Here is a 25,748-nt window from a genome sequence, read left to right on the forward strand (position 1 = left end):
CGCGCGCCGACCGCCCCGCGGACCGGGCCCCCTGTCTGTCGTGACCTGCGCTACCGTCGTGGCGTCGGGGTATCCAACGCACCCGCCCCGGAGGGGACTTCGTGGGGATCGAGAGCGACCAGGTCGTCTACGAGTATCTGAGCCGCGTCGGCGACGTGGCCCAGCAGCGGCAGTTGCCGTCCGGCGCGCGGATGCGCCTGGTGTCGGAGCTGCGCAACGAGATCGACCGGCGGCGGTCCGGCGCCACCGCCGACACCCCGGCCGCGGTCCGCCGCATCCTGGACCGGATCGGCAGCCCGGACGAGGTGGTCGACGCGGCCGGGTCCGCACCGGCGGGGCCGCGCCCGCCGTCCGCCCAGGTGCCCGTGCAGCGGGACGGCGACGAGCCGGTGCCCGAGCGGCCCAAGGGGCTGCGCCGGATGGTGCCGCGCCCGCGCACCGGCAAGCAGACCGCCCCGCCCCCGGCCCCCGAGCAGCCCGAGGCCCCGGGTCCTCCCGCCGGGATCCCGGCGGCGTCGGCGTACCCGGCGGACTGGTGGCGGGTCGACAGGATGCCGCTGGGCGACCAGGTCGAGGGGTTCGTCGGGGGCATCGAGATCCCCGAACTGCTCAGGCCCTCGCTGCGCAAGGAGCCCGAAGGACCGGCCGACGGGCGGCCGCGCGCCGACGCGCCACCGGCGGACGGCCCGGCCACCGCCGTCGAGGCGGAGGTCGCCGAGGCCGTGCCCAGGCGCCGCTTCGGGGTCCCGCTCCCGGCCGGGAACTGGAGCAACCCGCTGCTGCTCGCCGCCGCGGCGCTCCTCGTCGTCGGCGCGGCCCTCGGCTACTGGGTCGCGCTGCTCGCGGGCTGGCTGATCGCCTACCTGTCCAGGCGGCTGACGCAGAACGAGTCCAAGTGGGCCGTGATGGGCATGCCGGGCCTGGCCCTGGCCGCGGGCGTGGTCTGGCTGTGGGGGCGCGGCGACGGACGCTGGGGCAGCCCGATAGCGCAGGGCCACATGAACGACGCCGTCGCGCAGACCTGGCCCTGGGTGGTGCGGGGGGCCGCGGTCCTGTCGGCGCTCTACGTGCTCTGGCGCTCGCAGCGCAAGGTGTGAGCAAATGGCCGATATGACCATCCCCACCGCCGCCCCGACCGTCGGCTTCGACCTCGACATGACCCTGATCGACTCCCGTCCCGGCATCCGGGCCTGCTACCTCGCGCTCTCCGAGCGGACCGGGACGTACATCGACGCCGATCTCGCCGTCACCCGTCTCGGGCCGCCGCTCGCCGACGAACTGATCAACTGGTTCCCGGCGGAGCGGATACCGGAGATGGCGGACCTGTACCGGGCGATGTACCCGGAGATCGCCGTCGCCGCCTCGCCCGCGCTGCCGGGCGCCCGGGAGGCGCTCGACGCGGTGCGGGCGGCGGGCGGGCGGACGCTCGTGGTGACCGCGAAGTTCGAGCCGAACGCGAAGCTGCACCTGGCGCACCTCGGGCTCGACCCGGACGAGGTCGTCGGGGACCTGTGGGCCGAGCGGAAGGCGGTGGCGCTGCGCGAGCACGGCGCGGCGGTCTACGTCGGCGACCACGTCGGCGACGTCCGCGGCGCCCGCACGGCCGGCGCCCTGTCGGTGGCGGTGGCCACCGGACCGATCGGCGCCGAGGAGCTGCGCGCGGCGGGCGCCGACGTGGTCCTCGCCGACCTCACCGCGTTCCCGCGCTGGCTGACCGAGGACTACCTGCCCGCGCGGGCCTGACGGCGGCCCGCCGCGATCGAGCGGAGCACCCCCGCCCCGGCGACCAGGAATCCGACGCCCATCAGCATGCTCAGGCCGAACATGTACGTCGGAAAGGGCGTCGTGTCGAGGAACAGCGGCACCATCGTGACCAGGGTGGCCAGTGCGCCGGCGAAGAACAGGACGGCACCGGCACGGATCAGTCGGTCGCCGGGCGCGGCGGAATTCGTTTGGGTTTTGTCAGGCACGGGACCAGGGTAGTTCCCAGCGCGGAGGAACAACCGGGTGACGTCTTGTCACCCGCTCCAAGACCATTAGCCTGGGTACCGGCGGGTCGTGGTCGACCCGCCCGAGTGCTATCAAGAGCCCTTTCCCGAAGCAGTTTTCCGACGAGTACGAGGACGAGGACAGACGTGCCCACCGGCAAAGTCAAGTGGTTCAACAGCGAGAAGGGCTTCGGCTTTCTCTCCCGTGACGACGGCGGCGACGTCTTCGTCCATTCCTCGGTCCTCCCCGACGGCGTCGACGCGCTCAAGCCGGGCCAGCGCGTCGAGTTCGGTGTCGTCGCCGGTCAACGCGGTGACCAGGCGCTCTCGGTGGTCATTCTCGACCCGACGCCCTCGGTCGCGGCCGCCCAGCGCCGCAAGCCCGACGAACTGGCCTCCATCGTGCAGGATCTGACGACGCTCCTGGAGAACATCACGCCGATGCTGGAGCGGGGCCGCTATCCCGACAAGGCCGCGGGCAAGAAGATCGCGGGGCTGCTGCGGGCGGTCGCCGACCAGCTCGACGTTTAGGCCAATCCCTTTTTCTTCCCGCCGGGTTCGGTCACGGGAAATCCAGCGCGTTCGGGCCGAGGGGCGGAACCAGTCCCTCGGCCGCCGCGCGCGTGAGCAGTCCGCGCACGGCCGCGTAGCCGTCCTCGCCCAGGTCCGCCGTGAACTCGTTGACGTACAGCCCGATGTGCTGGTCGGCGACCGCCGGGTCCATTTCCTGGGCGTGTTCCATCACGTACCCGCGGGACGCCTCGGGGTCGTCCCAGGCGGCGCGGACCGAGGCGCGGATGGCGTCGGCGAGCCCGGTGAGCGTCCCGGCGCCCAGCGAGCGCCTGGCGATGATCGCGCCGAGCGGGATCGGCAGCCCGGTGGTGGACTCCCAGTGCTCGCCCATGTCGGCGAGCTTGTGCAGCCCGTAGGTGCGGTAGGTGAAGCGGGCCTCGTGGATGACGAGACCGGCGTCGACCTTGCCGTCCCGCACGGCGGGCATGATCTCGTGGAACGGCATGACTACGATCTCGCCGACCCCGCCGGGGACGGTGTCGGCGGCCCACAGCCGGAACAGCAGGTAGGCGGTCGACTTCTCGCTGGGGACGGCGACCGTGCGCCCGGTGAGGTCGGCGCCCGCCTCCCGGGTGAGCACCAGCGGCCCGCACCCGCGTCCCAGGGCGCCGCCGCAGGGCAGCAGCGCGTACTCGTCCAGGACGTAGGGCAGGACCGCGTAGGACACCTTCAGGACGTCCAGCTCGCCGCGTTCGGCGCGGCCGTTGGTGACGTCGATGTCGGCGAACGTCACGTCGAGCGCGGGGGCGCCGGGGATCCGGCCGTGGGCGAGCGCGTCGAAGACGAAGGTGTCGTTGGGGCAGGGCGAGTAGGCGATCCGCAGGGCGGCGTCAGAGGTCATACGGTTTCCAACTCCCGAGGACGGGTGCGAACTTCCCGAAACCCCCGGTCAGTGCGGCGAGGGCGTCGGCGATGCGCCAGGCGGCGCGGTCCCGGGGGCCCACCGGGTTGGAGACCGCGCGGATCTCCACCACGGGCAGACCGGCGGCCGCGGCGGCCTCGGCGACCCCGAAGCCCTCCATCGCCTCGGCGAGGGCGCCGGGGTGGCGGGCGCGCAGCAGGGCGGCCCGGTCGGCGGTGCCGGTCACGGTGGAGACGGTCAGGACGGTCCCCCGGCGGGCACCCGAGGCGGCCGTGAGGTCACGTACGAGTGTTTCGGGCGGACGGTGGGTGACGGTCCCGAAGCCGAGGTCGGTGACCGGCAGGAAGCCGTCGGCGGTCTCGGCGCCCAGGTCGGCGGCGGTGATCGCGTCGGCGACGACGAGCGAGCCGACCGGCGCGTCCGGCGCGAACCCGCCGCCGATGCCGGCCGAGACGACCAGCCGGTAGGGGTCGCCCGCGAGGGCGGCGGCGGTCAGCGCGGCCGCGGTGCGGGCCCCGGCGCTGCCGGGTCCGACGCCGACGACGACGAGGTCGAAGCCCGCGCCGGGATCGCGCGGGAGCACCCCGGGCGGGCGCGTCCCGTGCGGCCGCGCGCCGGGCAACGACCGTGCCACCGCGTCCTGTTCGGCCGGGACGGCGGTGGCCACGAGCACCCGCGGGATCAGTCGTCCTTCTTCAGCCGGAACGACCAGAGCCCGGTCACGGTCTGGCTGCTGGACTTGCCGTCCGCGGCCTTGATCGTCACCAGCGTGGAGTTGCCCTGGGCGCCGTACTGGGCGTTGAAGAAGACGCTGCCGGGGATGGTCCGGTACGTCTTGTCGCTGTCCTCGGTGAGCGGCTGGCCGTTCATCAGGATCGTCCAGCGCTTGTCGGCGATCGCCGGGTCGACGCCGAAGCGGACGGTCTCGTCGGGGTCGACCTTGATGGACTTGATGTCGGTGTCCTTCAGGCACTTCGCGAGCTGCGCGGAGCTGAGGGACGCGCTCTCGCCGCCGCAGGTGGCCCCCTCGTTGACCGAGGAGCTGCCGACGGTGATCGTCGCCACCGGGGTGGGCTTGTCGCAGGCCGACAGGACGAGCAGCCCGGCACCAACAGCGCCGACGGCGGCGACGGCGCGGCGGCGTCGCACAGCGGATTGCATCGAGGTCATGGCCGAAGGCTATCGGGCGGCCCGGCCCCGGGCCCCACGTGGGGTGCGGCGTGGTGCCCGCGGGTCAGACCACCCGGGGCCCGCCACCGCCGTGCCGGGCCGAGCCGAGCAGCCCGCGCGCGGTCAGCAGCCACCCCGCGGCGATGACCGCGGCGGCCACGCAGAGCCCCAGGGTGCCGTTCAGCGGCATGACGATGCCGACGGCGCCGCCGAGCACCCAGGACATCTGCAGAAGCGTCTCGGAGCGGGCGAAGGCCGAGGTCCGCACCGCCTCCGGCACGTCCCGCTGGATCAGCGCGTCCAGGGACAGCTTGGCGAGGGCCTGCGAGAACCCGGCGACGGCGGCGAGGCAGGCGACCAGGAAGGCGCCGAAGAAGACGGCGGCGGTGATCGCGGCGCCGAGCACGAACGCGACCACGACGACCACGATGATCTCCGGGGCGCGGGCCCGCAGCCAGGCCCCCACCGCCGTGCCGAGGGCGTTGCCCGCCCCCGCCGAGACGGCCACTATCCCCAGCGAGACCGCGGCGCTCGACCCGGTCAGCGGATGGTCGCGCAGCAGGAAGGCCAGGAAGAAGGTGAGGAACCCGGACAGCCAGCGCAGCGACGCGTTGGCGCCGAGGGCGTGCGTGACGGCCGTCCCGACGGTCCGCAGCCCCGGCTTCCTGACCGCCTGTCCGGGCTGCTCGTCGGCGGCCAGGAGCGCGAAGGACTCGCCCTTGGCCGAGTCGACCTTCGGCGGCAGCGTGAAGGAGAGAAAGGTTCCGGCCAGGAAGATCACGAAGGCGCCGTAGAGCGGATAGCGTGGCCCGAGCGCCTGGAGCCCGGCCCCGATCGGGGCGGCCACACCGGTGGCGAGCAGCCCGCCGAGCGTGACCCGGGAATTGGCCTTGACCAGCGAGAACCGGGGTGGCAGCAGCCGGGGCACCACGGCGCTGCGCACGACGCCGTACGCCTTGGAGGCGACGAGGACGCCGAGCGCGGCCGGGTACAGCTCCAGGCTGCCGGTGGCGGCCGCACCGGAGATGATCAGGGCCAGCAGCGCGCGGGCCAGCATCGCGCCCGCCATGGCGGCCCTGCGGCCGTGCGGGAGCCGGTCGAGGAGCGGTCCGATCACCGGCGCCAGGACGGTGAACGGCGCCATCGTGATCGCCAGGTAGAGGGCGACCCGCCCCCGGGCCTCGTCCGTGGGGACCGAGAAGAAGACGGTGGAGGCGAGCGCGACGGTGATCATGACGTCGCCCGCGCCGTTCACCGCGTGCAGCTCGATCAGCTTGCCGAGCCCGGACTCCCCGGCCCCGTGGGCGTGCGTGACCTTCCTGATCCCGCGGGCCGCGCCGGTCACCGGGAGGCGCAGCGCACGGCCGATCGCGCGGACGGACCCGCCGAACCGGCCCGAACCGCCACCACGACCCTTGCCCCGGATCTCGCCCACGTCGGCGGCGTCCGGCGGCGTCCTTGCGGCTGCCACCCCGTCATAGTGCCCCGAGAAGGGAGTTCGTAGCGTGGTTACCGCGCGTATGGCCGTCCGAAGGCGACTTGCCCGGTCGGTGAGGAGGGTGAGTCGCCGGGAAACGTCCCGTCGGTGTAGGCCGAGCGGTCGCGAGCAGGTAGCGTGCGTAGCGCGCCGTGGCGAACGTTCTCGGCCGCGCGCCTCTCGGTCATCCCGCAGAATGGGTGGATGAGGTGCGCCCGAGCGCGATCGGGCGCGGACGTCGACGCGGTCCTGCGGTCCGCTCCGTCCGCGTCCACCGCCTTCAGGCCGGCGCATCGAGAGACGGCGTAGGAGAGAAGCGATACCTGTGAGCGCAGCGACAACGCGAAGCCGCACCACCGACCGCCTGTGCGCCGAGGCCGTCGACCTCGCCCGGTCCGCCGCGGAGGAGGCGGCCGCACCCGGCGTGGTCGGCGAGCACGCGGGCCTCGTGAGCGAGGGCGACCGTGTTGTCACGCACTACTTCGAGTGCAAGGAGCTGGGGTACCGGGGCTGGCGCTGGGCCGTCACCGTGGCCCGCGCCTCCCGCGCGAAGGTCGTCACCCTGGACGAGGTGGTCCTGCTCCCCGGCGCGGACGCGCTGCTGGCCCCGGAGTGGGTGCCGTGGAGCGAGCGGCTGCGCCCCGGCGACATGGGCCCCGGCGACCTGCTCCCCACGGACGCGGACGACGCCCGCCTGGAGTCCGGCTACACCGACGACGAGCGCCTGGACCCCGGCTACACGGGCTCCGACGAGCCGACGCCGAACTCGCCGCTCTCCGCCGACATGGCCGAGCTGGTCGAGGCGGAGGACGCCGAGGTCACCCCGGTGGTCCCGGCCCATCTGCCCGCGGCGCCGTCCCGCGGCTCCATCGCGTCGGTCGCCGAGGAGCTGGGCCTGCGCCGGGCGCGGGTGCTGTCCCGGTACGGCCTGCACATCGCGGCGGACCGCTGGGACGACGCGTTCGGCGCGAAGACCCCGATGGCGCAGGCGGCCCCGGCCACCTGTGTGAGCTGCGGCTTCCTCCAGCCCATCGGCGGCACCCTGGGCCAGGCGTTCGGCGTCTGCGCCAACGAGTTCGCCCCGGCGGACGGCAGAGTGGTCTCCCTGGCGTACGGCTGCGGCGGCCACTCCGAGGCAGCGGTGATGCCCAAACCGCCGCAGCCCGCCGAGCCGGTCGTCGACGAGACCCGGGTCGACCCCTTCCCGCTCCGCCCGGCCCAGGACTCGGGCTCGGTCCCGCCCGGGGACGACGACACACCGGCAGACCTCGGCCACTCCTGACCCCGGGCCGCACCGGCCCCCGGGGCGCACCTGCCCCGGGTCACGCCGGACTTCGGGGGCGCTCTTGCTCCCGGGGCACCGGATCTTGGGTCGCATCGGGCTCCGGGGCGCTCCTGCCCCCGGGCTCCGCTCCACCCCGGCCGGGGTGGGCCCGCCCGGTCCCGGGTCGCTTCTGATCCCGGGGGCTCCGCCCCACCCCGCGCCCGCGTCGACCGGGGCGCCACCGGCAGATCCCGGGACGCGGTTCCAGGGGCACCCCGGTCCACTCCGGGAGGTCGTCCCCGGGGGACGGCACGCACCGGGCGTCCGGCGCCGACCCGGTGGACGGGCCGGGGCGGGAGCAGACCGGGGGCACCCGGAGCAGGGGACCCGGAGCCGGGCTCCCAGTGCCCGACCCCGGGACCCAGCGCCCGACCTGCGGGACCTGACCCCCGTCACCGAGCGTCCGGCCGCACCGGTGTCCGACCTCCGGACCCGGCGTCCGACCCCACCGGTGTCCCACCCCCGGTGCCGGACCCCCGGTGCCGGACCGCCGGTCGCCGCCGAGACGGGAGCGGGGCACCGACCCCGGCCGGCACGCGATCCACCGCCCGGCCGGTCACCCGCCAGGTCCGGCCGCCGGGAACCGCGAGCGGCTTGTCCCCGAGCGGTAGCCGTACTCCCTCGGCCTCCCCGAGAGGCGGCCGCATCCCCCCGCCCCGACAGACGCAGCGTTGCCGCCCCCGAACTCCCTGGGGCGGTCGCCCCACCCCCGCACCCCCCACCCCCACCACCCCGGCGCGGTACCTTCAGTCGTCGCCGACGAGGAGAACCAACGTGAGCAAGTTCGTGCGCCCCGCCCCCGAGGGCGCTGACCCGTTCGGGACGGCCCGCCTGCGGCGTGGCGTGCTCGACGCCTGGGCCACCAGCCCCGCCCGTTTCCGCGAGGACTCCAACGCCGAGGAGGACCTCGCCCTGGGCGGCTACCGCGACCGCCTCGTCGTCGAGCTGGCCCAGAACGCCGCCGACGCCGCCGCCCGCGCCGCGGTGCCGGGCCGCCTGCGTCTCACCCTCCGCGACGGCGTCCTGGTGGCCGCCAACACGGGCGCCCCGCTGGACGCGGCGGGCGTCGAGTCGCTCTCGACCCTCCGCGCCTCCGCCAAGCGCGACACCGCCGAGGGCGCTGTCGGCCGCTTCGGCGTCGGCTTCGCGGCCGTCCTCGCGGTGACCGACGAACCCGCGGTGGTCGGCCGCCACGGGGGCGTCCGCTGGTCCCTGGCGGAGGCCCGCGAGCTGGCCGCCGAGACCGCCCGCCACAGCCCCGGCCTCGGCGACGAGGTCCGCCGCCGGGACGGTCATCTCCCGTTGCTGCGGCTGCCGTTCGCCGCGCAGGGCACCGCCCCCGACCCGTACGACACCGCCGTCATCCTGCCGCTGCGCGACCCCGCGGCGGCGGACCTCGCGGCCCGGCTCCTGGACGCGGTCGACGACGCCCTCCTGCTGGCGCTGCCCGGCCTCGCGGAGGTGGTGATCGAGACCCAGGACGGCGAACGCACCCTGCGCAGAACGGCTCCCGGCCCCGCCGAGGACGCCGTCACCGTCATCGAGGACTCCCGGCACGGCACCACCCGCTGGCGCACCCTCTCCGCGCAGGGCGCCCTCACCGCCGACCTGCTCGCCGACCGCCCGCTGGAGGAGCGCCTGCGCCCCCGGTGGTCGCTGACCTGGGCGGTCCCGACGGCCCCCGACGGCGCCCCGGCCCGCCCCCGCACCAGCCCCGTCGTGCACGCCCCCACCCCGAGCGACGAGCCGCTCGGCCTCCCGGCGCTGCTCATCGGCTCGTTCCCGCTGGACACCACCCGCCGCCACACCGCGCCCGGCCCGCTGACCGACTTCCTGGTGGGCCGCGCGGCCGAGGCGTACACGGAACTCCTCGCCGCCTGGCACCCGGTGACGACGGCGGCCGTCGACCTGGTGCCGGGACCGCTCGGCCAGGGCGGCCTGGACGGAGCCCTGCGCCAGGCGGTGCTCGACCTGCTGCCGCGCACCGCGTTCCTGCCCCCGGCGGCGGACGCCGGGGAGAGCGCCGACGACGACGGTCTCCCGCGGGCGCTGCGCCCCACGGACGCCGAGATCGTCGAGGGCGCGGGCGCCGACACCGTGCGGGTCCTCGCCGAGGTGCTGCCGACCCTGCTGCCCGCGGGGCTCGAACGCAGGCCGGAGCTGCGGGCGCTGGGCGTGGCGCGGCTGTCGCTCGCGGACGCGGTGGACCGCCTCGCCGGTCTGGAGAAGGACCCGGACTGGTGGTGGCGCCTGTACGAGAGCCTGGCCGGGGTGGACCCGGACCGTCTCTCCGGGCTGCCGGTGCCGCTCGCGGACGGCAGGACGACGATCGGCCCCCGCCAGGTCCTGCTGCCCGCCCCGCAGGAGGCGACGGCCGACCCCGAGGCGCTGGCCAGGCTGGGCCTGAAGGTCGCCCACCCGGACGCGGCCCACCCGCTCCTGGAGAAGCTGGGCGCGCTGCCCGCGACCCCGCGCGCGGTGCTGACCACGCCCCAGGTGCGGGCCGCGGTCGCCGCCTCCCTGGACGACGACGGCGGCCTCGACTGGGAGCGGGACGCCCCGGACGCGGACGAACTGGCCGAGACGGTCCTGACGTTGGCGCGGGACGCGGCCCTCGAACCGGGCGACGAGCCGTGGCTGGGCGCGCTGGCGCTGCGGGACGAGGACGGCGAGCTGGCGCCCGCGGGTGAACTGGTCTTCCCGGGGAGCCCGTTCGCGCGGGTGATCCGGGAGGGTGAACTCGCCGCCGTGGAACAGGCGCTGGCGGACCGGTGGGGCGAACAGCCGCTGGCGGCCTGCGGGGTCCTCGCCGCCTTCGCCCTGGTCCGGGCCGCCGACGTGGTCCTCGACCCGGACGAACTCGACCCCCGCGAGGGCGACTTCGCGGAGCCGGACGACGCGGGCCTGCTGGACGCCGTCGACGTGTGGAGCGAGGACGTCCTGGACCGGTTCCCGCAGTCCCCGGTGCCGCCGGTGGCGACCGAGCTGGTGGCGGTGCGCGACCTGGACCTGGTGGACGAGGAGAACTGGCCGCAGGCGCTGGCGATGCTGGCCCGCCCGCCGTTCCGCGACGCCCTCACCCAGCCGGTGCGGGTCCTGCTGCCCGACGGCACCCACGAGACGGTGCGCTCGTACACGGCGTGGTGGCTGCGGGGCAATCCGGTCCTCGACGGCCGCCGCCCGGCGGGCCTGCTGGCGGCGGGCGGCGACCCGCTGCTGCGGGGCCTGTACGACGAGGCGGACGCGACCGGCTTCGACGACGAGCAGGTGCTGCGCGCCCTGGGGGTGCGCACCTCGGTGGCGGCCCTGCTGGACGAGCCGGGCGGCGCGGCGGAGCTGCTCGACCGGCTCGCCGACCGGGACCGCACCGTCACCTCCGCGCAACTGCACGCCCTGTACGGCGCGCTGGCCGATCTGGACCCCGAGCAGGTGACGCTCCCCGACGAGCTGCGGGCGGTCGTGGACGGCCGCGTCGAGGTGGTGGACGCGACGGAGGCGATGGTCGTCGACTCGCCCGACCTGCTGCCGTTCACGGCGGGTGTCCCGCTGCTGCCGGTGCGCCCGGCGCGGGCGGCCGAGCTGGCGGAGCTGTTCCAGGTGCGCAGGCTCAGCGAGTCGGTGACGGCGGAGGTGGACTCCGAGGGCACCGAGCACGAGGTGCCGGACGCGGTGCGGGTCCTGCTGGGCCACGGCACCCCGGCCGGGTACGTCGAGCACGAGGAACTGGTCGTCGACGGCACCGAGTTGGACTGGCGTCTCACCAGGGACGGCGTCCTGCACGCGGCCACCCTGGAGGGCGTGGCGGCGGGCCTGGCGTGGGCGACCGGCCAGTGGCCGCGCCGCTTCGAGGTGGCGGCGCTGCTGGAGGACCCGTCGCGGACGGGCGAGCTGGCCCGCGACCGCTGGTTCGACTGAGACGGCGGGCCGTTCCCCCTCGGCCCGGAAAGGTCACACAGAATCCCCACCACTCGTACAACCATTCGTCACACTCGCGTATCTGATCATCCGAGCCGTCCGGCTCACTGATGTCAGTCGGGTCCCGGTGATGCGACGCGCCGTTGGGGGACGACGAGCGCCGGGACCCTCTACGTGGGGAAGCACATGCGTATTCGCGCCACCGTGGCGGCCGTCTCCGGCGCCCTCGCCCTGTCGGCCCTCGCCGTTCCGGCCGCGCACGCGGACGAGGCCGAGGGCGACACGGCCATCTCGAACGTCGTCGTGAACGGCGGCAAGGCGGTCGTCGTCGGGGCGACCGCCAAGAAGTCCGTCACGGTCACCTTCACCGTCAAGGACGCCGCGGGCGTCGGCTGGGCGCAGGCGATCCTGTACCACGGTGCGACGATCGACTCGTCCGACACCGGCGCGCTGGCCAACGGCCGCGACGGGCGGGCGACCTGCACCACCGTCAACGCCACCACCAAGAACTGCACGTCGACCTTCGACCTGGCGCCGGGCCTCAACCTGATCAACAGCTCGGCGGGCGGCTGGAAGGTCTGGGCGATCGCCACCGGCAAGGACGACGACTACGTCCTGAAGGAGTCCGCGAAGTCCTTCACCGTGCAGCGCGCCTCCAAGCTGACGGTGGACGCCACGCCGGAGCCGGTGAAGAAGGGCAGGACGATCACCGTCACCGGCAAGCTGAGCCGCGCCAACTGGGAGACCGGCAAGTACGCCGGGTACACCGCGCAGCCGGTCAAGCTGCAGTTCCGCAAGAAGTCCGCCACCTCGTACACCACGCTGAAGACGGTGAAGACCAACGGGACGGGCGCCCTGAAGACCACGACGACGGCGACCGTCGACGGCTACTACCGGTACTCCTTCGCGGGCACCTCGACCACCCCCGCCGTCAGCGCCGCGGGTGACTACGTCGACGTCAAGTAGCCCCGTCTAGACGGCGAAGCGGCGGTCGACCCATCTCCACAGCACCTCCAGGACGACCGCCGCCACCGCCGCGATGCCGACCGCGAGCCACGGCATCGTCACGCCCACCAGCTTCAGCGCGAAGAAGTGCTGGAGCGAGGGCACGATCAGGACGAAGACGAAGGCCAGGCCCATCGACGCGACCAGCGCCACCCGCCACCAGGTGTAGGGGCGGGCGATGATGGCCAGCACCCACATCGAGATCAGGAACAGGGTGAGGGTCGCGGCGCTGGTCTCGGCGCCCAGCGAGTCGGCGCCCGTGTAATGGTGACGGGCAATCAGATACGTGACGAAGGTCGCCACCCCGGCCACCACCCCGCCCGGGATCGAGTACCGCATCACCCGCTTCACGAAGTGGGGTTTCGCCCGCTCCCTGTTGGGCGCGAGGGCGAGGAAGAACGCCGGGACGCCGATGGTCAGGGTGGACAGCAGCGTCAGATGGCGGGGCAGGAACGGGTACTCGACCTGCCAGCAGACCACCAGGATCGCCAGCAGCACCGAGTAGACCGTCTTCACCAGGAACAGCGTCGCGACCCGGGTGATGTTGCCGATCACCCGGCGGCCCTCCGCCACCACCGAGGGCAGGGCGGCGAAGCTGTTGTCCAGCAGCACGATCTGCGCGACCGCCCGGGTGGCCTCCGAACCGGAGCCCATCGAGACGCCGATGTCGGCGTCCTTGAGGGCGAGGACGTCGTTCACGCCGTCGCCGGTCATCGCGACCGTGTGCCCGCGCGACTGGAGGGCGCCCACCATGTCCCGCTTCTGCTGCGGGGTGACCCGCCCGAAGACCGTGCCCTCGTCCAGCGCCGCCGCCATCTCCCGCCGCTCGGCGGGCAGGTGCCGGGCGTCGACCGTCGCCCCGCTGAGCCCGAGCTTCCCGGCGACCGCGCCCACCGACACCGCGTTGTCCCCGGAGATGACCTTCGCGCGCACGTCCTGCTCGGCGAAGTAGCGCAGGGTGTCCGCCGCGTCGGGCCGCAGCCGCTGCTCCAGCACGACCAGCGCGGTGGGCCGGACGTCCCGGGCGACCTCGGCGTCGTCGAGTTCGCGCTCGGCCCGCGCCAGCAGCAGCACCCGCAGGCCCTGTTCGTTGAGGCGCCCGGTCTCGGCGAGCGCCGGGTCGTCCTCGGCGAGCAGCACGTCCGGCGCCCCCAGCAGCCAGGTGCTGGAGTCGCCGTCGCTCTCGCTGAACCCGGCGCCGCTGTACTTGCGGGCGGAGGAGAACGGCAGCGACTCGACGCAGCGCCAGCCGCGCGGGGCGGGGTAGGCGTCGACGACGGCCTTCAGGGACGCGTTCGGCCGCGGGTCCGACTCGCCCAGCGCGCCCAGCACCGCGCGCACGTACCCCTCGTCGGCACCGCCGAGCAGGCGCAGTGCGGTGACGTCCATGCCGCCCTCGGTGAGGGTGCCGGTCTTGTCCAGGCAGACGGTGTCGATGCGCGCCAGCCCCTCGATCGCGGGGAGTTCCTGCACCAGGCACTGCTTGCGGCCGAGCCGGATCACGCCGATCGCGAAGGCGACCGAGGTGAGCAGCACCAGCCCCTCCGGCACCATCGGCACGATCCCGCCGACGGTCCGCGCCACCGAGTCCTTGAACGCGTGCTGCTTGACGACGAGTTGGCTGATGACGAGCCCGATCGCGGTCGGGATCATCATCCACGTCACGTACTTGAGGATGGTGGAGATGCCGGTGCGCAGTTCGGAGTGGACGAGGGTGAAGCGCGAGGCCTCCTCGGCGAGTTGGGCCGCGTAGGCCGCGCGGCCGACCTTCGTCGCCCGGAACGCGCCGCCGCCCGCCACCACGAAGCTGCCGGACATGACCGGGTCGCCGGGCCGTTTGACCACCGGGTCGGCCTCGCCGGTGAGGAGGGACTCGTCGATCTCCAGGCCGTCCGCCTCGACGCACACCCCGTCGACGACGGCCTTGTCGCCGGGGCCGATCTCGATGACGTCGTCGAGGACGATCGCGGAGGTGCTGACCGCGGTGGCGGCGCCGTCCCGGCGTACCGTCGGCTTCGACTCGCCGATCACGGCGAGGGAGTCGAGGGTCTTCTTGGCCCGCCACTCCTGGACGATGCCGATGCCGGTGTTGGCGAGGATGACGTAGCCGAACAGGCTGTCCTGGAACGGCGCGACGAACAGCATGATCAGCCAGAGCACGCCGATGATCGCGTTGAACCGGGTCAGGACGTTGGCCCGCACGATCTCGGCCAGCGACCGGCTCGACCGCACCGGCACGTCGTTGACCTGCCCGCGGGCGGTCCGCTCGGCGACCTCGGCGGTGCTGAGGCCGTGCACCGAGACCGGCAGGGCCACGGGGTGCACCGGGTCGAGTTCGGCGCCCGCGTCGATGTCCGTCATGCGTCCGACGGTACGTGCGCTCGCCCGGCTTCACCCGCCGAGCGGGCCGAAGATCCGTCCAGAGGACGAGGGGCCGGACGGGGGAGTGATGCCCTGGTTGTAGGGGATGCGCGCCGCCCGCTCAGTCGGTGGCGGCCGGCCCCTCGGCCGCGGCGGCGCGCTTGAGGGCGGCGTCCCGGCCGCGCACGTACCAGATCCCGATCAGGCCGAGCCCGGCCCCGGCCAGGCAGGTCCACACCCACCAGGTGTGGCCGTGGTCGGCGAACCAGCCGTAGAAGGGGAGCTGCACCAGGAAGAGGACGAACCAGAGGAGGGTGCCGCCGATGATGGTGGCGACCACGGGCCCCTCCAGGGGCTCCGGCGCCTCGTGCGTTGGGGTCCACTTCGCCATGGGGACAGCTTACGAGGCGCCGCCGCGGGAACGGTCGGCGGACGCGGTCGCGTCCGGTGGCTGGTGTCTACGCGCGGAGATAGCGTTTACAGGATTCATATGTTCATACTGAAACCGTTTCCTTCTGTCCACTTCTGCTCGTAGGAACCTCCATGTCCACCTCGGCCCCTGCCCAGGTCCCCACCCCCGAGCAGCCGGGGTCACGGCCCGCGTACGGCGCGCTCGACCGCTACTTCAAGATCTCCGAGCGGGGCAGCACGCTCCCGCGTGAGATCCGCGGCGGCTTCGCCACCTTCTTCGCGATGGCCTACATCATCGTGCTGAACCCGATCATCCTCGGCAGCGCGAAGGACATGTACGGGCATCACCTCGACAACGGCCAGCTCGTGACGGCGACGGCGGTGACCGCCGCGTTCACCACGCTCCTGATGGGCGTCATCGGCAACGTCCCGATCGCGCTGGCGGCCGGACTCGGCGTCAACTCGGTCGTCGCGCTCCAGCTCGCGCCCCGGATGACCTGGCCCGACGCCATGGGCATGGTGGTCCTCGCGGGCTTCGTCGTGATGCTGCTGGTCGCCACCGGGCTGCGCGAGCGGGTCATGAGCGCCGTCCCGTACGGCCTGCGCAAGGCCATCGCCATCGGTATCGGCCTGTTCATCATGCTGATCGGGCTGGTCGACTCCGGCTTCGTCTCCCGCATCCCGGACGTCGCCCAGACCACCGTCCCGCTCCAGCTCGGCGGCGACGGTCACCTGAACGGGTGGCCGGTGCTGGTCTTCATCCTCGGCTCGCTGCTGACCCTGGCGCTGATCGTGCGCAAGGTGCCGGGCGCGATCCTGATCTCGATCGTCGCCATGACGGTCCTCGCGGTGATCATCGACGCCGTCGCCAAGGTCCCCTCCTGGGGCCTGACCACCCCGAAGTGGCCCGGCAACCCGGTCGCCACCCCGGACTTCGGCCTGATCGGGAAGTTCAGCCTCTTCGGCGGCTTCGAGAAGGTCGGCGTCCTCACCGGCATCCTGTTCGTCTTCACCGTCCTGCTGTCGTGCTTCTTCGACGCGATGGGCACGATCATGGGCGTCTCCGACGAGGCGAAGCTGACCGACGCCGAGGGCCAGATGCCCGGCATCAACAAGGTCCTGTTCGTCGACGGCATCGCGGTCGCGGCCGGCGGCGCCAGCTCCTCCTCCGCCACCACCTGCTTCGTGGAGTCCACGGCCGGGGTCGGCGAGGGCGCGCGGACCGGCTTCGCGAACGTCGTCACCGGCGCCCTCTTCGCCGTCGCGCTGTTCCTGACGCCCGTCGCCACGATGGTCCCCTCGCAGGCGGCCACCCCGGCGCTGCTCGCGGTCGGCTTCCTGATCCTGGCCGGATCGATCAGGGAGATCGACTGGGCGGACGCCACCATCGCCGTCCCCGCCTTCGTGACGATGGTGATGATGCCCTTCACCTACTCCATCACCAACGGCATCGGCATGGGCTTCATCACCTTCGTGGTCCTGCGCCTGGCGGCGGGGCGCGCCAAGGAGGTCCCGGTGGCGATGTACGCGGTCTCGGCGGTCTTCGCGTTCTACTACCTGATGCCGGCCCTGGGTCTCACCTGACCCGACCGGTGCCCGGCCGGGTCAGGTGATCCGGTCGGCCCCGTAGAACCTGTCCGTCTCCTCGACGGCGGTGTGGAACCGCTCGTCGAAGTCGTCCCGAATGAGCGTCCGGATCACGTAGTCCTGGACGCTCATTCCCCTTTTGGCCGCATGGTCCCGGAGCCGGTCGAGCAGCTCCCCGTCGATCCGCAGGCTGAGCACGCTGGTCCCCATGTACATGAGGGTTGCCGGACGGGCGCGGGCCGCGGGTCGGTTTCCGGAACCGGCTCACTCGTACGGGTGACGAAAGGATTCAGTGGCCGGAGTCACGGGAACGCCTGTGCGTTCCCGCTGGTACTTAGCGAGAGTAATGAGTTACGCTAAAGGAATGTCGGACCTCAGCCATGGCGACGATGCCGCCGCCGTGAATTCCCTCCGGTCAGCCGTGATGCGGCTGTCCCGTCGACTCAAGCACCAGCGGGTCGACGAGTCGCTCAGCCCCACCGAGATGTCGGTGCTCGGCACCCTCTCCACCTGCGGCAGCGCCACCCCCGGCGAGCTGGCCCGCAAGGAGCACGTGCAGCCGCCGTCGATGACCCGCATCGTCGCGCTGCTGGAGGCCAAGGGACTGGTCCGGCTCGAGCCGCACCCCGAGGACCGGCGCCAGAAGGTCGTCACCAAGACCGAACAGGCCGAGGCCATGCTCGAGGAGAGCCGCGCCAAGCGCAACGCGTTCCTCGCCAACCTGGTCGAGGGCCTGGACGAGGACGAGTGGGCGAAGATCCGCGCCGCCGCCCCCGTGCTGGAGAAGCTCGCACACCTGTAACCCAGCCCCCGAGGAGGCGACCCTTTTGAGTACGGGATCCGGAGCAGACTCCGCCCCCGCACCGGCCACCCACGACTCCCCGCCCGCCCCCGCGCGCCCGCGCGCGTCCTCCATGTTCAGCTCCCTGCGGATCAGGAACTACCGCCTGTTCTTCGCCGGCCAGGTCGTCTCCAACATCGGCACCTGGATGCAGCGCATCGCCCAGGACTGGCTGGTCCTGAGCCTCACCGGCTCCGCCACCGCCGTCGGCGTCACGACGGCCCTCCAGTTCCTGCCGATGCTCCTCTTCGGCCTCTACGGCGGTGTCCTCGTCGACCGGCTGCCCCGGCGCCCCACCCTGCTGTTCACCCAGTCCGCGATGGCCCTCACCGGCCTCGCGCTCGCCGCGCTCACCCTCAGCGGACACGTCCAGGTCTGGCACGTCTACCTCGCCGCGTTCGCCGTCGGCCTCGCCACCGTCGTCGACAACCCGGCCCGGCAGTCCTTCGTCTCCGAGATGGTCGGCCCCGACCAGCTCCAGAACGCGGTCAGCCTCAACTCCGCCAACTTCCAGTCGGCCCGGCTCGTCGGACCCGCCGTCGCCGGACTGCTGATCACCGGCGTCGGCACCGGCTGGGCGTTCCTCCTCAACGGCCTCTCGTTCGTGGCGCCCATCACCGGCCTGCTGCTGATGCGCGCCCGCGACCTGCACGCCGTGCGGCGCACCCCCCGCGGCAAGGGCCAGCTCCGCGAGGGGCTGCGCTACGTCGCCGGGCGGCCCGACTTGATCTGGACGATCGTGCTCGTCGGGTTCATCGGCACCTTCGGCTTCAACTTCCCCGTCTACCTGTCGGCCTTCGCGGACGACGTCTTCCACGCGGGCGCCGGCTCCTACAGCCTCTTCAACACGCTGATGGCGGTCGGCTCCCTGGTCGGCGCGCTGCTCGCGGCCCGGCGCGGCACGGCCAGGATGCGGGTCATGATCGCGGCGGCGCTGGCCTTCGGCGCCTTCGAGATCCTCGCCTCGGGAGCGCCGTCGCTGTGGCTGTTCGCGCTGCTGATGGCGCCGATCGGGATGTTCGGCATGACGGTCAACGTCACCGCGAACACCAGCATCCAGATGTCCACCGACCCCGCCATGCGCGGCCGGGTGCTGGCCCTCTACATGATGGTGTTCCTGGGCGGCTCCCCGGTGGGCGCCCCGATCGCGGGCTGGGTCACGGACGCGTACGGGGTCCGCGCGGGCCTCGCCGTCGGCGGTGTCATCTCGGCGGTGGCTGCGGTCGCCATCGGCGTGGTCCTCACCCGGGTCGGCAACCTCCGCCTCTCCGTCGGCTGGAACCGCGGCCACCCGCACGTCAGGTTCGTGCCGCGGACGGCCGACGAGCAGCTCGCGACGGCGTGAGCCCGCGCCCGGCCGCTCCCGGTCCGCCGGGGGTGGTCGGCGCGGGGCCGTCCGGCACGGGCGGCTAGGCTCGACCGCGTGGACCCGAAAACCCGGAACCGGATCATGGCCGGTGCGCTCGTGCTGATGTTCGTGGTGGTCGCGGTGGCGGCGGCGGTCGGCAGGTAGCCGACCACCACCACTGGCCGGGCGCCCGGCCGCCGACCGGGACCGTGCTTGTCGAGCAGGTCCTCGTAGGGCGAGCACCACCTTGTCGCGGCGGTCGCCGCCCTCGGCGGACCAGGTGCCGATGATGCTCTCGGTGCGGCCCTTCTTCTCGCCCCATCCTCACCCGTTGACGGTGTCCCAAGAGCGATTTTGCCGTCATGACCCCGACCGCATAGCGTGCTCGACCGTGCGCGAGACGTGATGCCGGGAAGGGGAGAACGAGCATGGCGAGAGTTCTCGGTGTGGTCCGTCTGTCGAGGGTGTCGGACGAGACCACATCGCCGGAGCGTCAGCGTCGGTCCATCCAGCGATGGGCCGACCAGGAGGGGCATGTCGTCGTGGGGTGGGTCGAGGACATCGACGTGTCCGGTGGGGTGGAGCCGTGGAAGCGTCCGGAGTTCGGCAAGTGGCTGCCTTCGACCATCGGGAAGGAGGTCGGCGCGATCGAGCATCGGATCGCGCCGGAGGAGTCACGTGCCGACGAGTACGACATCCTCTGCGCTTCGAGGATCGACCGGCTCTCGCGGCGCGTGCTGCACGTGCACACCCTCCTGGAGTGGTGCGAGAAGAACGGCAAGGAGGTCGCGACCGTCGAGGACGGGATCGACCTCACCACGCAGATGGGGAAGCTCCTCCTCAGCCTGATCGCGTCCTTCGCCGAGGGTGAGCTCGAAGCCATCAAGGCACGTGCGAAGTCGTCCTACCACCACCTGGTGAAGGAGGGGCGCTGGCGCGGTGGCCGCACTCCGTACGGGTATCGCGAGGAGAAGCAGGAGGGCGGCGACGGGTGGACGCTGGTGCCGGACGACTACGGGACGGACACGGCCGGGACGCTCCACGAGATCGTTCGCCGGCTCATCGAGGGTGAATCGGCGAACAGCATCGCGCAGTCACTCAACGAGGACACGTCCAAGACCCCGACCTCCCTGGACGCTCAGATGATCCGGAGCGGCAAGCCCCCGAAGGGGAGCCGCTGGACCGCAGCGAACCTGTCCCAGGTCGTGCGCTCCCGCTCTGTCCTGGGGCAGATGGAAGTGACTGAGGAGGTCATGGTCGACGGCAGGAAGGTGAAGCGGACCCGAGTAGTCCAGGGCGCCGACGGCCAGCCTCTTCAGCGTGCGGAGCCCTTGATCACGCAGGGTGAGTGGGAGTCGGCCAACAAGAAGCTGGACGAGAACACCAGCAGGCGCAACGGAAACCGCAGAGGCGGTTCGCCCCTGCTGCGGGTCGCGTTCTGCACCTGCGGGGAACCCGCGTATCTCGGTCCCGGTCGTAACTGGCCCTACTACCGCTGCGCCTCGCGGACCACCCACAAGCCGTGCCCGACCGGAAGCAAGAGCATTGCGGCGCACACGCTGGAGGACGCCGTGGAGGAGGCGTTTCTGCTTGCCGCCGGGGACGTCGAGATCGTCCGGAGGGTCTTCCGCCCGGGGGTGGACCACACGCGCGACATCGAGGAAACCAACCGTGCCCTGGCGGACCTGCGGGAGGACCGCGAGGCGGGCCTCTACTCCGGCGAGCTGGGCAGACAGGAGTACCGCGAGGCGTACAAGCGGCTGGAAGCGCGACGCGAGCAGCTCGTCGCCCAGCCCACACGACCTGACGCCTGGGAGGAGATCCCGACCGGAGAGACCTACCGGGAGCGGTGGAGCAAGCTGGCGACTCGGCACGAGAAGGGCAAGGAGCTCCGTGCCGCAGGGGTCAAGGCCATCGTCCATGCCGAGTCGGTGCGGGGGACGACGGCCGCGCAGGCTAAGTCCGTGGACGGTCATGATGGCATGGGGCAGCACCCTGTCGGACGGGTTCAGGTTCTGATCCCGTCGGACCTCAAGCAGCGCGTACGCAACATCGCGGCGGTTCGCAGTGAGGACTGACGAAGCCGAAGTGCGGGAGGAACCGGGAGGGCCCCGAGCGCAGCCTCGTCAAGGAGCGCTTCCGCGCCGGGCTGGACGCGGCCAGGACACAGGGGCGTACGGGTACCCGCCGCCCGCCTGACGTCTTGCGTGGAGTGGACTCGAAGGGGTTCGCTTGGCGTTCATGGAATACACGCAGCTGGGACGTACCGGACTCAAGGTCAGCCGCATCGTGCTCGGCACGATGAACTTCGGGCCTCAGACGGATGAAGCCACCAGCCACGCCATCATGGATGCGGCGCTCGATGCGGGGCTGAACTTCGTTGACACCGCAAATGTGTACGGGTGGGGCGAGAACAAGGGGCGCACCGAGGAGATCGTCGGTACCTGGTTCGCCAAGGGCGGCGGGCGTCGGGACAAGACGGTCCTGGCCACCAAGGTCTACGGGAACATGGGCGCCGACGGACCGGCCTGGCCCAACCATGACCGGCTCAGCGCCGTGAACATCCGCCGCGCCGTGGATGCTTCCCTCAAGCGGCTCCAGACCGACTACATCGACGTCTACCAGTTCCATCACATCGACCGGTCGACGCCGTTCGAGGAGATCTGGCAGGCGATCGGCGTCCTGATCCAGCAAGGAAAGATCCTGTACGCCGGTTCCTCGAACTTCCCCGGTTACAAGATCGCCCAGGCGAACGAGATCGCGAGGACGCACGGTCGGGTCGGGCTCGTCAGTGAGCAGTGCCTGTACAACCTCGCTGAGCGCCGCGCCGAGATGGAGGTCATCCCGGCCGCGCAGGACTACGGACTCGGCGTGATCCCGTGGTCGCCGCTGCACGGCGGGCTGCTCGGCGGAGTCCTCAAGAAGGAGGCCACGGAGGGGCGCCGGACGAGCGGACGGGCCGCCGACGCCCTCAAGGACACCCGCACGCGCGAGCAGATCCAGGCATACGAGGACCTGCTCGACAAGCACGGCATCGAACCGGGCGAGGCCGCCCTGGCCTGGCTGCTCACCCGTCCCGGCGTGACGGGACCGATCGTCGGCCCGCGCACGCAGGAGCAGCTCGACTCGGCGCTGCGCGCCCTCGACCTGGACCTGGACGCGGAGCTTCTCGCGGCTCTCGACGAGATCTTCCCGGGGCCGGGACCGTCCCCCGAAGCCTTCGCATGGTGAGGTAACGAGAATCCGCAGGTGGACCCCTGCCTCCTGCTCTGCGTCCAGGGTGGTTGGGGGAAGTCGGCGCTCAGGCCGCTCGGGTCACTCCCCGTCGTACGCGTCCCCCACGCCCCACCCCTGGTGCAGGGCGTCCGCGAACGCCTCCGCGATGCGGTGCTCGCCCGAGGGGCTGGGGTGGGTGCCGTCGTAGGTGTCCCGGTGGATGTCGTACGACGGCGGCAGCGACGCCAGCAGCAGCGGTGAGCGCGGCTCGTCCAGGTCGGCGACGGCCTTCGCGAGCAGCTCGTTGAAGAGGGCGACCTCGGTGGCGAACGACTCGTCCGCCGCGCACCTGATGTTCGGTATCACCGGCAGCACCACCATCCTGATCCGCGGCGCGGCCGCGCGGGCCCCGGCGACGAACGCGCGCGCGTTCTCGGCCGTCTGCCGGGCGTCGGTGTAGAAGCCGAGGTCGATCAGGCCGAGGGCGACCAGCAGCACGTCGGCGCGGGTCCCGCGGACGGCGTCGCCGATCAGCGGGGCCATGTGCGCCCACCCCTCGCCCCAGCCGGCCAGGTGACTGCGGGGGAAGTCGGGATCGGCGTAGTCGTACGAGGTCGGCGCGTCGGCCGACTTGTCGTAGAGCGTCTCGCGCGGGCCGACGAGGGTGAAGGGGCCGCCGTGCGTCGCGCACAGGTGCTGCCACATCCGGTACCGCCAGGTGTGGTCACCGGCGCTTCCGATCGTCATGGAGTCACCGACGGGCATGAACCTGAGCATCCGCTCATGATGAACGATCGGGGGCCGCGGTGGAGTGTGAGGCCCGACACCCGCACGGGGACGGACCGGGAGGAACCGCCCGCACGGCGCCGGGCCGAACGCGCGGCGGCCCCCGCCGGGGCGGACGGCGGCCGTGGGCGATCCCCGGCAGTGGCAGGCTTGGCCCATGCGCCGACCGTTCGCCGTACTCGCCGTGCTCGCCGCCCTGGCCGGTTCCCTGACCGCCGTCTCCGCGACCCCGGCGTCGGCCGACGGCGACGGCGGATTCACCATCAAGGACCCCCGCGTCACCGAGTCCAGCGGACTGGCCGCCTCCCGGCTCCACCCCGGCGTCTACTGGACCCACAACGACAGCGGCGACGGCCCGTACCTGTACGCCGTCGACGGCCGCACCGGCGAGACGGTGGCCCGGGTCACCCTCAGCGGCATCGGCTCCCCGCGCGACGTCGAGGCGATCTCGATCGGGCCCGACGACCAGATCTGGGTCGGCGACATCGGCGACAACCTCGGCGGCACCTGGCCCTACGTGTGGATCTACCGGCTGCCCGAGCCGAAGACGCTGAAGGACCAGACGGTCCGGGCCACCCAGTACGTCGTCACCTACGAGGACGAGCCGCGCAACGCCGAGTCCATGGTCGTCGACCCGAAGACCGGCCGCGTCTACATCATCGACAAGGACGAGGACGGCGGTCACCTCTACCAGGGCCCGGCCACCCTCTCCCCGACCGGCAGGAACGTCTTCCGGCCCATCGCCCCGGTCGACCTCTGGGCGACCGACGCGGCGCTCTCCCCTGACGGCCGACAGCTCGCCGTGCGCGGCTACTTCGGCGGCGTCTGGTACGACTGGAACGGCGGCCGGATCAAGCGCGGCGGGCGGCTCGACGTCCCGCTCCAGCGGCAGGGCGAGTCGGTGACGTACTCCGTCGACGGCACCGAGCTCCTCTTCGGCAGCGAGGGCGAGGACAGCCCGGTCGAGGTCCGTGACGCGCCGGGTTCCGTGAGCAGTTCGAAGTCCCCTTCCGCGAGCGGGGGTTCCCAGGGGGCAGGGGGCAACGGGGCCGGTGGCGCGGGAGAGTTCAAGGTGGGCGGGCTGATCGCGGTGGCGGCCGTGGTGGCCGCGTTCCTCGGGCTGCGCCGCCGCGCGCGCCGCACGTGACGCCGTAGTCCTTGACGTGTCCCTGATAGCTGGCTTCCATGGAGGTGCCCGGGTGGTGGGAGCGCTCCCACCGGTTGTCCGGACCCGCACTCCGGAGAGGACGCAGCGACATGGCACGCAGCTCCACGTTCGGCAGTTCCACTCTCCGCGGCGCGCGCAGACTGCTCTGCGCCGCCGCGCTCCTGCTCCCGCTCGCCCTCGGCCTCGGACCCGGCGCCCCGCCCGCCGGGGCGGCGACCGCGTCGGCCGACACGGTGGCGCGCGCCGACGCCGGCGCCGGGTACTGGCACACCAGCGGCCGGCAGATCCTGGACGCGGCGGGGCAGCCCGTGCGGATCGCGGGCATCAACTGGTTCGGCTTCGAGACCAGCAACAACGTCGTCCACGGGCTCTGGTCCCGCGACTACAAGAGCATGATCGACCAGATGCGGACGCTGGGTTACAACACCATCCGGCTGCCCTACAGCGACGACATCTTCAAGAGCGGCACGGTCCCCAACAGCATCGACTTCTCCAGCGGCAAGAACGCCGACCTCCAGGGCCTCAACTCCCTCCAGGTGATGGACAAGCTGGTGGCGTACGCCGGTCAGGACGGCCTCAAGGTGATCCTCGACCGGCACCGCCCGGACGCGGGGGGCCAGTCCGCGCTCTGGTACACCGCGTCGGTCCCGGAGTCGACGTGGCTCGCCAACCTCAAGGCGCTGGCGACCCGTTACGCCGGTCAGAGCACCGTCGTCGGGATCGACATCCACAACGAGCCGCACGACCCGGCCTGCTGGGGCTGCGGCGACACGGCGACGGACTGGCGCCTGGCGGCGCAGCGGGCGGGCAACGCGGTGCTGTCCGCCAACCCGGACCTGCTGATCTTCGTCGAGGGCGTCCAGACCTTCAACGGCGTCTCCGGCTGGTGGGGCGGCAACCTGATGGGCGTGGGCCAGTACCCGGTCCAGCTGAACGTCGCCAACCGGGTGGTGTACTCGGCGCACGACTACGCCACCAGCGTGGCCCAGCAGAGCTGGTTCAGCGACCCCTCGTTCCCCGCCAACATGCCGGGGATCTGGGACAAGTACTGGGGCTACATCTTCAAGCAGAACATCGCCCCGGTCTGGGTGGGGGAGTTCGGGACGACGCTCCAGTCGGCGGTGGACCAGAAGTGGCTGGCCGCGCTGGTGACGTACCTGCGTCCGACGTCGACGTACGGCGGGGACTCCTTCCACTGGACGTTCTGGTCGTGGAACCCCAACTCCGGTGACACCGGCGGCATCCTGAAGGACGACTGGCAGACGGTCGACACGGTGAAGGACGGGTACCTGGCGAGCATCAAGGCGGCGGGCTTCCCGAGCGGTGGAGGCGGTGGAGGCGGTGGCGGTGGCGGCGGCACGGGCGCGGCCTGCTCGGCGTCCTACACCGTCAGCAGCGACTGGGGCAGCGGCTTCAACGCGGACGTGAAGGTCACCAACACCGGGACGACGGCGCTGACATCGTGGAAGGTGGGCTGGACCTTCAGCGGCGGGCAGCAGGTCACCAGCCTCTGGAACGGCGCGTACACGCAGACCGGCGCGGCCGTGACGGTGACCAACGCCGCGCACAACGGGGCGGTGGCCGCGGGCGGTTCGGCGAGCTTCGGGTTCGGCGGGGCGCCGGGCGGCGGGAGCGTGAACGGGCTCACCTGCACGGCGAGTTGAGAACGGGGGCGGCGGAGGGTCGCCGCCGTGGCCGGGCGCCGGGTGCCGTGAC

General features: G+C 72.6%; 22 protein-coding genes. 13 read left to right on the forward strand and 9 right to left on the reverse strand.

Features of this window, described 5'->3' with window-relative positions; translation table 11 throughout:
• Window positions 1-101: 101 nt before the first annotated feature.
• Both GA0115242_RS16740 and GA0115242_RS16745 read left to right on the forward strand, forming a co-directional pair.
• Window positions 102-1,097: a hypothetical protein gene (locus tag GA0115242_RS16740; RefSeq protein ID WP_093829191.1), complete on the forward strand. Its 996-nt coding sequence runs from the start codon at window positions 102-104 to the stop codon at window positions 1,095-1,097.
• Between the two features lie 4 nt (window positions 1,098-1,101).
• Window positions 1,102-1,743: an HAD family hydrolase gene (locus GA0115242_RS16745; protein ID WP_237549105.1), complete on the forward strand. Its 642-nt coding sequence runs from the start codon at window positions 1,102-1,104 to the stop codon at window positions 1,741-1,743.
• Here GA0115242_RS16745 and GA0115242_RS16750 read toward each other — a convergent pair.
• The gene (locus GA0115242_RS16750) at window positions 1,722-1,970 is read right to left on the reverse strand and encodes a hypothetical protein (protein ID WP_093829195.1); all 249 of its coding nucleotides are present in this window, start codon (window positions 1,968-1,970) and stop codon (window positions 1,722-1,724) included. The two genes, GA0115242_RS16745 and GA0115242_RS16750, sit on opposite strands and share 22 nt — an antisense overlap.
• Before the next feature lie 165 nt (window positions 1,971-2,135).
• Between GA0115242_RS16750 and GA0115242_RS42305 the strand changes: the two genes are divergently transcribed.
• The gene (locus tag GA0115242_RS42305; protein WP_093829197.1) at window positions 2,136-2,519 is read left to right on the forward strand and encodes a cold-shock protein; all 384 of its coding nucleotides are present in this window, start codon (window positions 2,136-2,138) and stop codon (window positions 2,517-2,519) included.
• A gap of 31 nt (window positions 2,520-2,550) precedes the next feature.
• Here GA0115242_RS42305 and GA0115242_RS16760 read toward each other — a convergent pair whose 3' ends face one another.
• From GA0115242_RS16760 to GA0115242_RS16775, 4 genes are all read right to left on the reverse strand, one after another.
• Window positions 2,551-3,402 carry a 1,4-dihydroxy-6-naphthoate synthase gene (locus tag GA0115242_RS16760; RefSeq protein ID WP_093829199.1) on the reverse strand — a complete coding sequence of 284 codons (852 nt, stop codon included), beginning with the start codon at window positions 3,400-3,402 and terminating at the stop codon, window positions 2,551-2,553.
• Window positions 3,392-4,090, reverse strand: coding sequence for a futalosine hydrolase (locus GA0115242_RS16765; protein ID WP_093829255.1), 699 nt, complete (start codon window positions 4,088-4,090; stop codon window positions 3,392-3,394). The genes GA0115242_RS16760 and GA0115242_RS16765 overlap by 11 nt, the downstream gene beginning before the upstream one ends.
• Window positions 4,091-4,104: 14 nt before the next feature.
• Window positions 4,105-4,593, reverse strand: coding sequence for a DUF2771 domain-containing protein (locus tag GA0115242_RS16770; protein WP_093829201.1), 489 nt, complete (start codon window positions 4,591-4,593; stop codon window positions 4,105-4,107).
• A gap of 64 nt (window positions 4,594-4,657) precedes the next feature.
• Entirely contained in the window at window positions 4,658-6,064 is a 1,407-nt protein-coding gene (locus GA0115242_RS16775) for an MFS transporter (RefSeq protein WP_093829203.1), read from the reverse strand.
• A gap of 331 nt (window positions 6,065-6,395) precedes the next feature.
• Between GA0115242_RS16775 and GA0115242_RS16780 the strand changes: the two genes are divergently transcribed.
• From GA0115242_RS16780 to GA0115242_RS16790, 3 genes are all read left to right on the forward strand, one after another.
• Window positions 6,396-7,352 (forward strand): DUF3027 domain-containing protein, encoded by a 957-nt coding sequence (locus GA0115242_RS16780; RefSeq protein ID WP_093829205.1) that lies wholly within the window; start codon window positions 6,396-6,398, stop codon window positions 7,350-7,352.
• Window positions 7,353-8,168: 816 nt separating this feature from the next.
• Window positions 8,169-11,309, forward strand: a complete 3,141-nt coding sequence (locus tag GA0115242_RS16785) for a sacsin N-terminal ATP-binding-like domain-containing protein (RefSeq protein ID WP_093829207.1) — start codon at window positions 8,169-8,171, stop codon at window positions 11,307-11,309.
• A 186-nt stretch (window positions 11,310-11,495) separates the two neighbouring features.
• Window positions 11,496-12,275 (forward strand): calcium-binding protein, encoded by a 780-nt coding sequence (locus GA0115242_RS16790; RefSeq protein WP_093829209.1) that lies wholly within the window; start codon window positions 11,496-11,498, stop codon window positions 12,273-12,275.
• Between the two features lie 6 nt (window positions 12,276-12,281).
• Here the strand turns inward: GA0115242_RS16790 and GA0115242_RS16795 are convergent, their stop codons facing one another.
• Together GA0115242_RS16795 and GA0115242_RS16800 are read right to left on the reverse strand one after the other, a co-directional pair.
• Window positions 12,282-14,675, reverse strand: a complete 2,394-nt coding sequence (locus GA0115242_RS16795) for an HAD-IC family P-type ATPase (protein ID WP_093829211.1) — start codon at window positions 14,673-14,675, stop codon at window positions 12,282-12,284.
• A 121-nt stretch (window positions 14,676-14,796) separates the two neighbouring features.
• Complete coding sequence (locus GA0115242_RS16800; RefSeq protein WP_093829213.1) at window positions 14,797-15,066, reverse strand: DUF2530 domain-containing protein; 270 nt, start codon at window positions 15,064-15,066, stop codon at window positions 14,797-14,799.
• Window positions 15,067-15,218: 152 nt separating this feature from the next.
• On the opposite strand from GA0115242_RS16800, the gene GA0115242_RS16805 reads away from it, so the two are divergent.
• Window positions 15,219-16,670 (forward strand): NCS2 family permease, encoded by a 1,452-nt coding sequence (locus GA0115242_RS16805; RefSeq protein WP_093829215.1) that lies wholly within the window; start codon window positions 15,219-15,221, stop codon window positions 16,668-16,670.
• A gap of 21 nt (window positions 16,671-16,691) precedes the next feature.
• Here the strand turns inward: GA0115242_RS16805 and GA0115242_RS16810 are convergent, their stop codons facing one another.
• A complete protein-coding gene (locus tag GA0115242_RS16810; protein WP_093829217.1) occupies window positions 16,692-16,889 on the reverse strand; it encodes a ribbon-helix-helix protein, CopG family in 198 nt (65 codons plus the stop codon).
• Window positions 16,890-17,037: 148 nt separating this feature from the next.
• Between GA0115242_RS16810 and GA0115242_RS16815 the strand changes: the two genes are divergently transcribed.
• From GA0115242_RS16815 to GA0115242_RS16830, 4 genes are all read left to right on the forward strand, one after another.
• Complete coding sequence (locus GA0115242_RS16815) at window positions 17,038-17,475, forward strand: MarR family winged helix-turn-helix transcriptional regulator (protein ID WP_093829219.1); 438 nt, start codon at window positions 17,038-17,040, stop codon at window positions 17,473-17,475.
• Between the two features lie 25 nt (window positions 17,476-17,500).
• The gene (locus GA0115242_RS16820) at window positions 17,501-18,859 is read left to right on the forward strand and encodes an MFS transporter (RefSeq protein ID WP_093829221.1); all 1,359 of its coding nucleotides are present in this window, start codon (window positions 17,501-17,503) and stop codon (window positions 18,857-18,859) included.
• A gap of 431 nt (window positions 18,860-19,290) precedes the next feature.
• Complete coding sequence (locus tag GA0115242_RS16825; protein ID WP_093829223.1) at window positions 19,291-20,940, forward strand: recombinase family protein; 1,650 nt, start codon at window positions 19,291-19,293, stop codon at window positions 20,938-20,940.
• A 163-nt stretch (window positions 20,941-21,103) separates the two neighbouring features.
• Window positions 21,104-22,093 carry an aldo/keto reductase gene (locus GA0115242_RS16830; protein ID WP_093829225.1) on the forward strand — a complete coding sequence of 330 codons (990 nt, stop codon included), beginning with the start codon at window positions 21,104-21,106 and terminating at the stop codon, window positions 22,091-22,093.
• Window positions 22,094-22,177: 84 nt separating this feature from the next.
• On the opposite strand, the gene GA0115242_RS16835 is transcribed toward GA0115242_RS16830, so the two are convergent.
• On the reverse strand, window positions 22,178-22,855 hold the full coding sequence (locus GA0115242_RS16835; protein ID WP_093829227.1) for a GDSL-type esterase/lipase family protein: 678 nt from the start codon (window positions 22,853-22,855) through the stop codon (window positions 22,178-22,180).
• Between the two features lie 166 nt (window positions 22,856-23,021).
• On the opposite strand from GA0115242_RS16835, the gene GA0115242_RS16840 reads away from it, so the two are divergent.
• The gene (locus GA0115242_RS16840) at window positions 23,022-24,011 is read left to right on the forward strand and encodes a hypothetical protein (protein ID WP_093829229.1); all 990 of its coding nucleotides are present in this window, start codon (window positions 23,022-23,024) and stop codon (window positions 24,009-24,011) included.
• Between the two features lie 110 nt (window positions 24,012-24,121).
• Complete coding sequence (locus tag GA0115242_RS16845; RefSeq protein ID WP_093829231.1) at window positions 24,122-25,696, forward strand: cellulase family glycosylhydrolase; 1,575 nt, start codon at window positions 24,122-24,124, stop codon at window positions 25,694-25,696.
• The last annotated feature ends 52 nt before the right edge of the window (window positions 25,697-25,748 follow it).

This window comes from Streptomyces sp. SolWspMP-5a-2 (assembly GCF_900091845.1).
Lineage (GTDB): Bacteria > Actinomycetota > Actinomycetes > Streptomycetales > Streptomycetaceae > Streptomyces > Streptomyces doudnae.